Below are 12901 nucleotides of genomic sequence, written 5' to 3'. Positions count from 1 at the left end.
GAAACAATCATCCGATTGCCATAGAGATTACCCATAAATTAGGGCGGAATTGCGGCCTTTCCGCGCCGAACGCGCCACAATCAGCAGAACAAATCGTTGGATACCGAGAAAAGCATCAAGCCCAAGATCAACGATACACCGACACCCATCAGCACGCGCAGTACACCATCGCTGGGTGGTTTACCTGCAACCGCCTCGTAAGCGTAGAAAACCAGATGCCCGCCATCCAAAGCCGGGATGGGAAACAGGTTCAAAAGACCAACCGCCGTCGACAGTACCGCTATGAAAAAGATGAAGTTCTGCGCGCCTTGGCTTGCCATCGCCCCTGAGGTTTCGGCGATACCGATAGGCCCTGACATGTTACATGTACTGATAGCACCTGTAACCATATGCCAAATCCCCGAAAGGGATCCTTCAACGATCCGAATTGTCTGCCTTACGCCACCGGAAAGGGAATCGCCGATACCCGCCGGTTCCGTAGCTGGTTCCAGCATCATGCCGCCGACAATCCCGATCCGCCAATGGGTGACAAAACCGCCGTCCGGCTGAGGTTCATCGGTGCGGCGTGGTGCCAGCGCAAACTCCAGCTCTGCTCCGTCGCGCCATACATCCAGCAAAAGAACCTTGCCGTCAGACGCTTCCACATGGTCCTTCAACTGTTCGAACGCAAAGATCGGCTCACCGTCAACCGCAGTGATGACGTCACCCTGCTTCAGGTCGATATCCATTGCGGCGCTGCGCGGGGCCACCTGCTGGATTAGCGGAGGCATTAGCCAGGGGGCGGAAACGTCCAATGTCTGACCATCTCTGACGACCGTGTAGTCCAGCACAGGTTCAACTGGTAGCGCTTCCAAGAATTCGGACCACACTCCCTCTTCTCCAAATTCGGGTAGTGGAACGCCTGCGATGGCGATGATCTCATCCCCGTCACGAAGCTCCTGAACCGTACCCGGCAAGGGGGCGAGTGCGCCAACCGTCAACGGCTCTTTCGTTACGCCCTGAGACAGGAAGATCATCCCAAAAACCAAGATGGACATGGCGAAATTGAAAACCGGCCCGGCAGCGACCGTCGCCGCACGCGCCCAAAGCGGCGCGCCATGCATCGTTCTGCGCAACTCTTCCGGGCTTTGCTGCGTGATCTCGGACATGGCGGCTTCGTCCTTGCCCGATGCCGCATTGGCGTCGCCCAGAAATTTCACATATCCGCCAAAGGGTAGCGCCGCGATCTGCCACCGTGTTCCACGCTTGTCGACTCGGCTCCAGAGGACTGGGCCAAACCCGATCGAGAATACTTCGGCGTGGATCCCTGACCAACGGCCAACAATATAGTGGCCGTATTCATGCACCGCCACGATCACCGACAACGCAATGACAAACGCAACAATGGTGTAAACCAGATTACCGAATTGGGGGATCAGTGAAAGTACGTCCAAAATTCTATCCTGCGCGTTGGGCTACGGTTTCATCTACCCACTTACGTGCCAAATGGTCCGTTTGCAGCACGTTATCAAGTGTCAAAGGGGCATCAATAAGGCTGCTTTCGGCCTCTGCCCTGTCCAGAGCGGTTTCGACGATGTCAGCCATTTCCAAAAAGCCGATCTTGCGGTCGATAAAGTGATCCAGCGCCCGTTCCTTGGCCGCGTTGAAGATTGCGCCTGACAACCCGCCCCGCTGCATCACATGACGCGCCAGCCTTAGGGCCGGGTATCGTGCCTCGTCCGGGTCGTGGAACCGAAGTTGACCCAATTTTGCAAGGTTCAACCGGTCAACCGGCAGGTCGCGTCGGTCCGGCCAATTCAGGGCGTATCCTATGGCGTGACGCATGTCGGGCGCACCCATATGGGCCATGACCGCGCCATCAGTAAATCCCACCAAGGAATGAACGATGGATTCGGGATGAACCAATACTTCAATCTGATTTAGTGCGACGCCAAAGAACTCTTTTGTCTCAATCAATTCCAGGGCTTTGTTGAACATCGACGCGCTGTCGATAGTAATCCTCTGGCCCATATTCCAATTTGGGTGGCTTGACGCCTGTTCGACCGTGGCGCTTGCCAAATCGCTAAGGGGCCAGTCGCGAAATGCTCCGCCGCTTGCCGTTATGATGATACGTTCGACGGCCTGCATATCCTCGCCAACCAGTGCCTGAAACACGGCAGAGTGTTCGCTGTCGACAGGCAGAAGCTTTGCGTCATGCTTGCGCGCTGTCTCAAGCACTAGAGCGCCTGCGCAGACCAGCGTTTCCTTGTTGGCCAGTGCAAGGGTTGCGCCTTGCTTCAGCGCCTCAAGGCCAGGCGGAAGGCCTGCCGAGCCGACAATGGCCGACATAACCCAGTCTGCCGGACGCGCGGCTGCTTCGGTCAGGGCTTGCTGCCCGGCGGCCGCTTCAATACCGCTGCCCGCCAATGCGTCGCGAAGATCGCCCAGCTTGTCCTCGTGGGCTGTCACAGCCAAGTCGGCGTTCAAATGAAGCGCGTCCTTGGCAAGCTGTTCTATCTTGGCGCCCCCAGTAAGTGCAACGACGTCATATGCAGACGGGTCCCTGCCAATCAGGTCTATCGTGTTTTGACCGATGGAACCCGTCGCGCCAAAAATTGAAACTTTGCGCATTACATTGCACCCGGAGTGTATATCAGACCCGCAATCAACACGAACAACGCGGCCCCCATCATCCCATCGAAGCGATCCAGAAAGCCACCATGGCCGGGAATAAGGTTCGAACTGTCTTTTACTCCGAACTTACGTTTGGTGGCGCTTTCTATGATGTCTCCGGCCTGACTTGCCATCGACGCCAGTACCGAAACCAGAACGAACAAGACGCCAAATCCGGCATAGACGGCAAAAATAGTCCCGACCAACGCAGCGGCAACCCACCCGCCGGCGGTGCCCGACCACGTTTTCTTAGGGCTGACTTTCGGCCAGAATTTCGGGCCGCCAAATGCCTTGCCGACGAAATAACCCGCAACATCTGTGGCGACCACGACGGCAATCAACCAGACCATCCAGCCAAAGCCCATATTTTCGCGGATTGAGATGAACCCAAGGCCCGCAGCGGCAATCCACACGGCAAACAGTGCATATGTCCCCTTGGCGCGACTGATCTGCCCCGCCCCGACAAGGGCTGGTGCCAGCAGGAACGGCAACTTATAAAGCGGCGGCACGTGGTAGCTTAGAACAACGGCCACACCCGTCAGGATAGACAATTGCACAGCCACCGCAGTTCGATCCGGGTCGATCATCCGGACCAGTTCCCATGTCATCAGGCCACAAGCAATTGCGATGAAGGCTTCAAACCAAAGACCGCCCAGCCAAACCTCGATCGAGCCAATCGCGACAAGAACTGCCGCCGACAGGACGCGCGCCGTCAGGTCAGACCATCGGCCTTCGCTCATGCTGAAATTGCTCCGAACCGACGCTCTCGCGTCCCGAAATTGCGGCACAAACGTTCGAGTTCCTCTGCGGTGAAATCAGGCCACAGCGTGTCGATAAACTCATATTCCGAGTAGGCGGATTGCCACAGAAGAAAATTGGAAATTCTTGCTTCACCGCTTGTGCGTATAACAAGGTCAGGATCCGGAAGAACATGTGTGTCCAGATACTTGGGCAGGGTTTCCTCATCCACATCTTCTGGTTTCAGACGCCCTTCCGCGACATCCTTTGCCAGACGTTTGGTGGCCCGTGCGACCTCATCCCGACCGCCATAGTTGATGGCAATGGTCAAGTGTACCAGATCATTGTTCTTGGTAGCGTCTTCCAGAGTATCCATCAGGTCGATAAGCTTTCGATCCAGACGAACGCGATCACCGATGAACCGAACCCGCACCCCATTGTTGGTCAGGTTTCGTGTTTCCTTGATGATATAGCGCCGGAACAAACTCATCAGACCGGCAACTTCTGCCTGTGTGCGTTTCCAGTTTTCGGTCGAGAACGCAAAGACGGTCAGATATTTTACTCCCAGGCCCGGGCACGCCTCGACCACGTCACGCACGCGGCGCGCGCCTGCCTGATGCCCGAACAGGCGCGGCCTGCCCCGTGCCTGAGCCCAGCGACCGTTGCCATCCATGATTATGGCAACGTGACGAGGACCATCCACTGGTGCAGTATGTGCGGTGTCAGGCATAGTGGCGTCAAACCTGCATGATTTCAGACTGTTTCGTTTCAAGCGCGGCGTCGACGGACTTGATCATCTCGTCGGTCAGGTCCTGAACTTCGCTTTCCCAGAACTTCTGGTCGTCTTCGGACATTCCGTCAGCCTTGGCTTTCTTGATCTGGTCCATACCGTCACGGCGTACATTGCGGATCGAAACCCGTGCATGTTCTGCATACTGTCCCGCGACCTTGCCAAGCTCGCGGCGGCGTTCTTCGTTCAATTCGGGGATCGGCAGCATAATGATCGTGCCGTTCAGTTGAGGGTTAATTCCCAACCCGCTTTCACGAATGGCCTTTTCGACTTTGCCGACAAGACCTTTGTCCCACACGTTGACCGTAACCATACGGGGTTCGGGAACGTTTACCGTGCCAACCTGATTGATTGGGGTCATGGAGCCATAGGCGTCAACCATTATTGGTTCCAGCATCGACGCTGACGCGCGACCAGTCCGCAGTGACGCAAACTCGGTTCTGAGGTTGGACATGGCGCCATCCATGCGGCGCTTTAGATCGTCAGTGTCCAGTTCGAAATCGTCAGACATGCTGCTCACTCCCCGTCTTCAGGTGCTATTTGCTAGGCTCATAAGACATCACGGTTGGGATGTATAGCAATGATGATGGGGAAATGCGTCAATGACCAGAGTTGTTTCCGGTATTTTCGAGTTCTTCAGAGGGCAAAAAGACCGACCGGTCCACTGACCGGTCGGTCCCCAGGAAGACTTCGGGATCAGGCGTTTACGTCTACAACAACACGCCCTTTAACCTGCCCTTTAAGGATATCGCCCCCCAATTGTGGCAGATCATTCAGCGTGGCGGGCTGAATCATCGCATCAAGCTTGTCCATCGGCAGGTCGGTTGCCACCCTTTGCCACGCACGCACGCGGTTTTCATAAGGCTGCATCACGCTGTCGATGCCCAAAAGATTCACGCCACGCAACAAGAACGGAATGACCGAGGCCGGAAGTCCAGCCCCTCCGGCCAGACCAACCGCTGCAACGGATGCCCCATACTTCATCTGACCCAGAACGCGCGCCAGCATCTCGCCGCCTACCGCGTCGACGCATCCCGCCCACGTTTCGCTCTCCAACGGGCGTTTGACAGTCTCGTTCAGGTCCTCACGCGGAACGATGGTGGTCGCACCCAGTGATTTGAGGTATTCGCCCGCTTCTGGGCGGCCGGTGACGGCTGCGACCTCATAGCCCAGATTGGCAAGAATTGCGGTCGCTACAGATCCGACACCACCAGCGGCGCCAGTCACCAAAACAGGTCCGTTACCAGGTGTCAGACCGTGGTCTTCCAGCGCCATTACGGCCAGCATGGCCGTGAATCCCGCAGTACCAACTGCCATCGCTTGCCGTGTGTTCAATCCGTCGGGCAAAGGCACCAACCAATCGGCCAAAGCGCTGGCTCTTTGCGCATATCCACCCCAATGAGCTTCGCCGACGCGCCAGCCGGTTGAAACCACTTTGTCACCGGGTTTGTAGCGATCGTCGGTCGAAGATTCGACTGTACCGCTGTAATCGACACCGGGCACGTGAGGATAGTTTCTGACCAGTCCGCCGCCCTTTGCAGACAAGCACAGGCCATCCTTGTAGTTCACGGTAGAATATTCGACAGCCACGGTGACTTCACCGTGAGGCAGGTCATCAGTCGAAAGCTGCTTTATCGAGGCGCTTGCAAGCCCGCTTTCTTCATCCTTATCCATAACCAGCGCGTTAAACATATGACTTCCTTTCATTTCTTGTGTGCTGCACGTCTGGCGACGTGATCAAATCCAGAATTTTTCCTGAACGACGGCGCGGCGTGTTCCTCGCGGTGTTTCAACCATGACTTCAGTTCCCGCGTCCCAATGGCTCAGCCGGAGCATCCCAATCGACACGTTTGTCTTGAAGTCAGGGGACCACGCGGCCGAGGTCACCTGCCCTACCCGTTTTCCGTCGGCCAGAATCGGCCACGTGCCACGACAGGCAGGTACCGGGTCTCCGTCGATTGCCAGGGGCCGAATTTGCTGAACCGGGCCCTCCTTGGCCACGCGCAACAAAGCGTCCCGCCCGATGCAACCGATGGCCGTATGCGTGTTGCAGAACTTGCCCAAGCCACATTCATGCGGCGTGTTGTCGTCGGTCATATCATTGCCGTATGACAGTAAACCGCCTTCGATGCGTTCAATTAGGTTCGGACATCCCGCACGAACGTTCAGGTCCTTTCCTGCCTCGAACAAGGCGTTCCACAGCGGCATCCCGATGTCGGACCCTTCGACATAAATCTCGAACCCGCCCTGTTTGGAATACCCTGACCGGGCCACGGCCAGATCGCGCCCTTGAAAGTCGAACATGTCGAACTTGAAAAAGCGAACGTCCCGAACGCGATCACCAAAGACCCGTGACATCAATTCGTCCGCCTTGGGGCCTTGCACTGCAAGCGGTGACACGTCTGGCTCATCAACGAGCACGTCAAGACGGTATCCGTTCGCAATGCCCTTGACCCACAGCAGCAAATCGCTGTCTGCAATCGAGATCCACCAGCGGTCTTCAGAAAGTTTCACTGCGACGGGATCATTCAACATCCCGCCGGTTTCATCTACGATGGGAACATAGAAACACTGCCCCGGAAGCATGCCCCGCAGATCACGCGGAGTCAGCATCTGCATCAAGCGCGCCGCCTCTGGCCCGCGCAATTCCACCTGCCGCTCGCATGAGACATCCCATACCTGAACATGGGTTTTCAGATGTCGGTAATCGTCTTCGACGGATTCGAAAACCGTTGGCAAAAGCATGCGGTTGTAAACCGTGTATGCCTTGACACCCGCAGCCTCAACGCCTTCGGAAAAAGGGGTACGGCGCAAACGACGGGAAAGCGAAATCTGTGCCATTGCAAATCCTCGCTACTTGGGGCCGTGCCAGTCGATCGGGCAGATTTCCGCAGACTTTCCACCAAAGTCCCAGACCCTGCCATAATCGCGCACCTTGGACTTTGTTCCACGGGCGACAATGATATCTGGCCCCATCCAGTATTTGGAGTTGGATACCATGACCGGATGGTCGGCATCTTTGCCTGCCATCATTTCGATCTCGCCCTGAATTTTGCGGCCAATCGAGATGCGGCGTTTGTTCCCGTCACGCTCAATCTGCACCGGGGCGCGTTCGGCGCCAATTATTTCGCTTACCAACATGGTGAACAGACCGGTTGTACCGCCCGCCTGACCGCTGAAGATTTGCAGCAAGCCGTTATAAGCTTTTCCGCTGGAACGTTCGTCCACGTAGGCGGCGACTTTCCATTGGCCCTCGCCCATTCGACCCGGAATATCGACCAACAGCCCGACATTCAGCCCCGAGAGGTCTTCGCCTTCATAGTGACCTTCGTCGATGATCACGCCCATCCATGCATGGCAATGCCCTTCCGTCGGAGGGTGCGCCCCCAAGGATACGACGCATGGGCAGAACACATCGCAGGAACAGTTAAGTATCAGCTCACCCTTGATCGCCCAATCTGTCGGGCTCATTTCGCGCCGCTTTGGATTGGGCATACGGCTGTCGATGCGTTGGCTGATCGGTAAACGGTCAGCGTCTTGTTTTCTGTTTTTAGCCATATACTTATCCTCCGTAAGCAAAAGGGTAAACGAGCAGAACAAGTCCGCCCGCTATCAGAGCAAACCCCAGGGGCCGCGTCACGGCGTGCCCGATCTGAGGTAGTTTTTCGAAAACCATGAACAGGGTCGCCAGACCCATCCACAACAGGCTCATCACGCCGCCGACAAACCCAAGCGCCATGAAGCCCCAACAACATCCCACGCAAAACGCGCCCAGGCCCAGCCCCATGCGCAGCCCGCCGGAAAACCCTGTTTTCCAATGGCCCAGAAAATAGGTCATCGGGGCGTGGCACACACCATGGCAGACTTCTTTTGCGCGGGTGAATTGGAACGCTCCAACGGCGATAAGAAGCCCGGCAGCAAGTATGTTAGACTTGGAAACGCCCAGCATATCCACCACGCCGCCATACAGAAGAACAAGCTGCACGCCGGTGATGAGCGCGGCAAAGCCGACCCAGACCAGAAAATAGCCGCTAAGAACGCCAAGCCATCCAGCACGCGTACCATCAGCACTGCGGATCAGGTCATCATAACTGCGCAAGGTTGGAACCAGCGTGGGCAGCATCATGGCCGCCATCATAATCGCCCACATCCAGAACAAAGGGCCGAACTCGGCCATGGGCATGTACATATCCATACGCGGGTCCATGGCTGCCATCGCCTGACCCATCGGACCCGGGCGGCCAATCCAGTCAAGGTCCATGTCACGGCTCATGGCGAACATCATCCACCACGCCCAAAGGATCAAAGCATAAAAGCCCAGCCAAAAGCCGTTACGTAGAACTGCGCGACTCACTTGTGCCTCCCGACTCAATCCTTGCTTTTCAAATGTCAGACTTTTAAATGTCAGACAAATAAAAATTAGAAAAATGTCTAAGATTATGAAAATCGACCCTCAAAAACCTGTAGATCTGTCCGCGCAGATCGCTCAGGCTATCCGCGACGCGATCATCTCAGGGCAGTTGATCGTTGATGAGCGGTTGCCGTCCGAAGCGGAACTTGCCGATCAATTTCAGGTTTCGCGCCCGACCGTCCGCGAAGCCCTGAAACGGCTTGCTGCACAGTCTCTGATCCGTACGCAGCGGGGCGCGACCGGTGGGGCCTTTGTCAATCGTCTAAGCTTTGAAGACGCGTATTCGCAGCAAATCACGACATCGACCCTTTTGCTGTCTATGAACGCCGTAGACTTCGATACTGCGTGTGAGGCGCGGTATGCGCTGGAACGCGCCTGCGCGCCTTTGTCGGCGCAGCGTCGAACAGCGGATCAATTAGCAACGATGCGGGCTGAAATTTTCAGGCAAGAACAACCCGGCCTTACGGATGTGGCATTTTGTGCCTCAGACGTGGCCTTTCATCGCGCGTTGGTCGACGGTGCAGGAAATCCGGTTCTGTCCTACCAATTGGCGGGCGCGGTTGAGGCGATGCAGCCCTTGATGAACATGATTACCTTTACGGCAAGATCACGCGAAGAGATCATCTCGCTGCACAGCCGGATCGTGGATGCTCTGCAAGAAAGAGAACCCGACATTGTTGATGAAACACTCGTAAAGCTGGAAAACTATACCCGAAAGCTGGCGCAGGATGTCGCTGATCGGCGCAAAAAAGCTGTTTAACGAGGGCATGATGACCACAGGACTTAATGTAATTGTCGCGATCCTGACCATCGGTTTCGGCTTGTTTGGATTCCTTGCCCCGGCCTTCACCGCGGCCTCGCTGGACTTGGCTCCAACCGACAGCAATATGGGGTTGAGCGAAATGCGCGCGTCGGTCGGAGGGCTGTTTGTCGTGACCGGTGCAGTGGTTTTGCTGCTGAATAATCCAATGGGCTATGTGATGCTGGGTGTCGTCTATGCGGGTGCCGCACTGGGGCGGTTCGTATCGGTCGTGCTGGACAATCCACCACTGGTCAAGGCACTGACCTTCGGTGGAATCGAATTGGTCCTGGCGTTGTGGCTGATCCTCGCGAACTTCAACAAGACCACCTAATTATCTAAAATTTATAAGAAAGACTGCATACGTTTCCGCGTTTGCATCCGGGCGTATGCTCACTTATATAGAGAGAGTCCTTCGGGACTATGGACATAAACGCGCTCGTAATAAGCGGATCGGACCCGGGGGCGGTACCCGGCGGCTCCACCAATATCTCTCGTTTGGGGATCATGGGGCCGAAATAGGATCGACGAACGTCTAAAGGGGTTAGCTTTGTCTCGGCTGTCTGCCACCGTTACCGGCGAAAATAGTACAATTGCAAACGACAATCGTGCTCCGGTTGCAGTTGCTGCGTAAGCAGTAACAAGACCGAAACTTAAGCCCTTGCGCCTAGCCGCGTAAGGCGGGGTTCGCAGGTACCTGGCAACAGAAACCTGCATTTTCCCAAAGCCGCTCCGGAAGTCTTCTGTTCTTATGTTCAGAGTTTATTCACTGATTGCAGTGATGCTCTGTTCATAAAGACAGGAGAACTGAGATGTCGCATGCAGAAGTGCTCAGAGAGTGGTATTCTGAGGTTTGGGAAAACGGCAATACCGACGCTATCGACCAATACTTTGCCCCGGAAGCCATGGCTGAGGGGCTGATCCCGGAAATGCAGGTCGGCGCGGACGAATTTCGTGATCTGGTCATGGCATTTCGGCATATTCTTGGCGACATACAGGTCAACATTCCCAAGATTATCGAGGATGGGGATTGGGTTTCGGCGATTTTGCATGTCAGCACAACCCGGGCCGACAACGGTGCCCCGCTGCAGGCAACCGGAAGCATGATCGGGCGTATCAAAAACGGGCGCGTAGTTGAGGCGTACAATCAGTTTGACTTTATTTCACTGTTCGAGCAGCTCGGCCAATTTCCACAAGACACCGTGCCCGTCTGCATGACAGGTCAAAGGCTGGATTGGGCCTGAGAGTCCCGGTAAGAAATCTTGACCCCCCTGTCCCAAGCGCTGTAGCAAGGGGCATGGGGTAAGATTGCGAACGCCCCGTGAGGCGCCTGCCCAAGTTTCGCATGTATCCGACTAACACAGGAAACATGCTATGCCCGCGCCCAATTCGATGACCCCCAAGCAGCTGTTACGATTGATCGGAACACCTCAAGCCCCGGTGTTGGTCGACATTTGCGTCGATGAAGACTTTCAAAAGGACCCTTTCCTGATACCGGGATCGTTCCGCTGTTCCGCCCTTGATTTTGACAGCTTGAAAGAGACCGTTGGCGACCGCCCTGCTGTGATCATCTGCCAAAAGGGCAAAAAACTAAGCCAAGGAGTTGTTTCCTGGTTGCGAAGTGAGGGGGTAGATGCCGAGTATCTGGACGGCGGGATGCATGCGTGGCGGGAAACACCAGATGCGCCACGGATCCCCGCATCAACTCTCTCTGGATTGGGGGGTGAGAATACTCTTTGGGTCACGCGCCATCGGCCAAAGATTGACCGTATAGCCTGCCCCTGGTTGATCCGACGGTTTGTGGACCCCAAAGCGCGGTTTCTGTTCGTAGCCCCGAATGAGGTTCAGAGTGTTGCAGACGTTTTTGAAGCCACCCCCTTTGACGTCGAAAACGTGTTCTGGAGCCACCGTAACGACCAGTGCACCTTTGATACGATGCTGGATGAATTTGCCCTGCGCACCCCAGCATTGGATCGGATGGCAACCGTTATTCGCGCGGCGGATACAAACCGTCATGACCTATCACCCGAAGCCGCGGGATTGCTGGCGATCTCTGTAGGCGTGTCCCGGCAATACCGCGATGATCACCAGAATCTTGTGGCCGGACTGCAGCTATATGATGCGCTGTATCGCTGGGCACGCGACGGTTTCGAAGAACGTCACGACTGGCCAACGGACAAGAAATCATGACGCCGACTATTGCCGACTTGATCAGGGTTTTCGGACGGATTGGGCTGTTGTCTTTCGGCGGGCCCGCCGCGCAGATTTCGTTGATGCATCAGGAATTGGTGGAAAAGCGTCCGTGGCTGGATGAGCAGACGTATCTTAGGGCGTTGTCCCTGTGCATGTTGCTGCCCGGGCCAGAAGCTATGCAGTTGGCCACATTCGCTGGATGGCGTCTTCGTGGGGTATCAGGCGGTCTGATCGCAGGTGGTCTTTTCGTTCTGCCCGGGGCCCTTGTCATATCGGTTCTGGTTGGGCTCTACGCTGCGTTTGGCACTCTGCCTTTGGTTCAGGCCGGCTTTCTTGGCATTAAGGCGACTGTGATTGTGATCGTGCTGCAGGCTTTGCATAAACTGTCACGCAAGGCTTTGTCGGACACCGAACATCGCATTATCGCCGGGTTGGGGTTTCTGGCAATTTTTGCGTTGAACCTGCCCTTTCCTCTGATCATCCTGGCGGCCGCCGTTTGGGGATACGCACGGTACAAAAATACAGGTGCTCAGGTGAGCTCCTCACCGCCCGTACCGGCGACGCATCCGGTTCGAACCTGCGTAATTTGGTTGAGTCTATGGCTGACCCCTTTGTTTCTGTTGGGACTAGCAGGACAAAAGCTGCTGAGTGATCTGGGGTGGTTCTTTGCCCGCCTTGCAGTTGTCACCTTTGGGGGCGCTTACGCAGTCCTTGCGTATATGACACAGACAGTTGTGGACAAGTATCAGTGGATCAACACAGACCAGATGATTGACGCCCTTGGGCTTGCCGAGACAACCCCGGGACCTCTAATTCTGGTAACACAGTTTGTCGCCATGCTGACGGGCCAGATCGAAGGCGGTGTGTCTTTGGCGATCGCAGCAGGTGCAGTCGCGCTTTGGGCGACGTTCGTACCGTGTTTCCTCTGGATATTTCTTGCCGCGCCGTATCTGGAACACTTGGCCGCGCGCCCACGACTGTCCGCTGCGTTGCATGGGATAACGGCGGCCGTAGTGGGTGTGATTCTCAATCTGTCCGTTTGGTTTGGCCTTAATGTTCTGTTTGGCGATATTTCGCAGAAACAGCTGGGCATTGCCTCGGTTCCGTGGCCTGATCCTGCCAGCCTAAATCCGTCGGCGGTAGTGCTGACAATGTTGGCTGGGGTGTTGATATTCAAACTAAAATTTGGCATGGGGCTGACGCTGGCGGTCATGGCTGCGGCTGGTATCGGATTTCATTTTCTTTGAACAATCTGTGAATACGCGGCCTTTCGTTTCCGTTGGAATCCCTTATGCTTGGGGTAATTACTTTTGAGGAT

General features: G+C 55.8%; 14 protein-coding genes and 1 other RNA gene. 6 read left to right on the top strand and 9 right to left on the bottom strand.

What is annotated here, in order from left to right; all coding sequences use genetic code 11:
• Window positions 1-80: 80 nt before the first annotated feature.
• The 9 genes from rseP to GOX73_RS03985 form a co-directional block, all read right to left on the bottom strand.
• The gene (rseP, locus tag GOX73_RS04025) at window positions 81-1433 is read right to left on the bottom strand and encodes an RIP metalloprotease RseP (protein ID WP_171121386.1); all 1353 of its coding nucleotides are present in this window, start codon (window positions 1431-1433) and stop codon (window positions 81-83) included.
• A gap of 4 nt (window positions 1434-1437) precedes the next feature.
• Window positions 1438-2610: a 1-deoxy-D-xylulose-5-phosphate reductoisomerase gene (gene dxr / locus GOX73_RS04020; protein ID WP_171125126.1), complete on the bottom strand. Its 1173-nt coding sequence runs from the start codon at window positions 2608-2610 to the stop codon at window positions 1438-1440.
• Complete coding sequence (locus GOX73_RS04015; RefSeq protein ID WP_171125128.1) at window positions 2610-3392, bottom strand: phosphatidate cytidylyltransferase; 783 nt, start codon at window positions 3390-3392, stop codon at window positions 2610-2612. The genes dxr and GOX73_RS04015 overlap by 1 nt, the downstream gene beginning before the upstream one ends.
• Window positions 3389-4120 (bottom strand): isoprenyl transferase, encoded by a 732-nt coding sequence (locus GOX73_RS04010; protein WP_171121383.1) that lies wholly within the window; start codon window positions 4118-4120, stop codon window positions 3389-3391. The genes GOX73_RS04015 and GOX73_RS04010 overlap by 4 nt, the downstream gene beginning before the upstream one ends.
• Window positions 4121-4127: 7 nt before the next feature.
• A complete protein-coding gene (gene frr / locus GOX73_RS04005) occupies window positions 4128-4691 on the bottom strand; it encodes a ribosome recycling factor (protein WP_171121382.1) in 564 nt (187 codons plus the stop codon).
• Between the two features lie 185 nt (window positions 4692-4876).
• On the bottom strand, window positions 4877-5872 hold the full coding sequence (acuI, locus tag GOX73_RS04000) for an acryloyl-CoA reductase (protein ID WP_171121381.1): 996 nt from the start codon (window positions 5870-5872) through the stop codon (window positions 4877-4879).
• 45 nt (window positions 5873-5917) lie between these two features.
• Complete coding sequence (locus tag GOX73_RS03995) at window positions 5918-7021, bottom strand: dimethylsulfoniopropionate demethylase (RefSeq protein ID WP_171125130.1); 1104 nt, start codon at window positions 7019-7021, stop codon at window positions 5918-5920.
• Between the two features lie 12 nt (window positions 7022-7033).
• Entirely contained in the window at window positions 7034-7738 is a 705-nt protein-coding gene (locus tag GOX73_RS03990) for a DUF1326 domain-containing protein (RefSeq protein ID WP_171121379.1), read from the bottom strand.
• A gap of 4 nt (window positions 7739-7742) precedes the next feature.
• Window positions 7743-8534, bottom strand: a complete 792-nt coding sequence (locus GOX73_RS03985; protein ID WP_371808246.1) for a DUF2182 domain-containing protein — start codon at window positions 8532-8534, stop codon at window positions 7743-7745.
• A gap of 85 nt (window positions 8535-8619) precedes the next feature.
• On the opposite strand from GOX73_RS03985, the gene GOX73_RS03980 reads away from it, so the two are divergent.
• The 6 genes from GOX73_RS03980 to chrA all read left to right on the top strand — a co-directional run bounded on the left by GOX73_RS03980 (window position 8620) and on the right by chrA (window position 12830).
• Entirely contained in the window at window positions 8620-9351 is a 732-nt protein-coding gene (locus GOX73_RS03980) for a FadR/GntR family transcriptional regulator (RefSeq protein WP_171125328.1), read from the top strand.
• A 10-nt stretch (window positions 9352-9361) separates the two neighbouring features.
• Window positions 9362-9724: a DUF4345 family protein gene (locus GOX73_RS03975; RefSeq protein WP_171125132.1), complete on the top strand. Its 363-nt coding sequence runs from the start codon at window positions 9362-9364 to the stop codon at window positions 9722-9724.
• A 37-nt stretch (window positions 9725-9761) separates the two neighbouring features.
• Window positions 9762-10108: a transfer-messenger RNA gene (ssrA, locus tag GOX73_RS03970) on the top strand.
• A gap of 94 nt (window positions 10109-10202) precedes the next feature.
• Window positions 10203-10634, top strand: a complete 432-nt coding sequence (locus tag GOX73_RS03965; RefSeq protein WP_171125134.1) for an ester cyclase — start codon at window positions 10203-10205, stop codon at window positions 10632-10634.
• A 130-nt stretch (window positions 10635-10764) separates the two neighbouring features.
• Window positions 10765-11580 carry a sulfurtransferase/chromate resistance protein gene (locus tag GOX73_RS03960; RefSeq protein ID WP_171125136.1) on the top strand — a complete coding sequence of 272 codons (816 nt, stop codon included), beginning with the start codon at window positions 10765-10767 and terminating at the stop codon, window positions 11578-11580.
• Window positions 11577-12830 (top strand): chromate efflux transporter, encoded by a 1254-nt coding sequence (gene chrA, locus GOX73_RS03955; protein ID WP_171125138.1) that lies wholly within the window; start codon window positions 11577-11579, stop codon window positions 12828-12830. Before GOX73_RS03960 ends, chrA begins: the two co-directional genes overlap by 4 nt.
• The last annotated feature ends 71 nt before the right edge of the window (window positions 12831-12901 follow it).

Origin of the sequence: Ruegeria sp. HKCCD7221, assembly GCF_013031225.1 — a bacterium.
GTDB lineage: Bacteria > Pseudomonadota > Alphaproteobacteria > Rhodobacterales > Rhodobacteraceae > Ruegeria.
Note: the sequence above shows the minus strand (reverse complement) of the source record. Positions and strands in the feature narration are given on the sequence as shown.

Coding starts and splice junctions, on each gene's coding strand:
- acuI (WP_171121381.1), bottom strand. CDS start 5,872: ATGTTTAACGCGCTGGTTATGGATAAGGATGAAGAAAGCGGGCTTGCA.
- GOX73_RS04015 (WP_171125128.1), bottom strand. CDS start 3,392: ATGAGCGAAGGCCGATGGTCTGACCTGACGGCGCGCGTCCTGTCGGCG.
- dxr (WP_171125126.1), bottom strand. CDS start 2,610: ATGCGCAAAGTTTCAATTTTTGGCGCGACGGGTTCCATCGGTCAAAAC.
- frr (WP_171121382.1), bottom strand. CDS start 4,691: ATGTCTGACGATTTCGAACTGGACACTGACGATCTAAAGCGCCGCATG.
- GOX73_RS04010 (WP_171121383.1), bottom strand. CDS start 4,120: ATGCCTGACACCGCACATACTGCACCAGTGGATGGTCCTCGTCACGTT.
- GOX73_RS03975 (WP_171125132.1), top strand. CDS start 9,362: ATGACCACAGGACTTAATGTAATTGTCGCGATCCTGACCATCGGTTTC.
- GOX73_RS03995 (WP_171125130.1), bottom strand. CDS start 7,021: ATGGCACAGATTTCGCTTTCCCGTCGTTTGCGCCGTACCCCTTTTTCC.
- chrA (WP_171125138.1), top strand. CDS start 11,577: ATGACGCCGACTATTGCCGACTTGATCAGGGTTTTCGGACGGATTGGG.
- GOX73_RS03980 (WP_171125328.1), top strand. CDS start 8,620: ATGAAAATCGACCCTCAAAAACCTGTAGATCTGTCCGCGCAGATCGCT.
- GOX73_RS03965 (WP_171125134.1), top strand. CDS start 10,203: ATGTCGCATGCAGAAGTGCTCAGAGAGTGGTATTCTGAGGTTTGGGAA.
- GOX73_RS03960 (WP_171125136.1), top strand. CDS start 10,765: ATGCCCGCGCCCAATTCGATGACCCCCAAGCAGCTGTTACGATTGATC.
- GOX73_RS03990 (WP_171121379.1), bottom strand. CDS start 7,738: ATGGCTAAAAACAGAAAACAAGACGCTGACCGTTTACCGATCAGCCAA.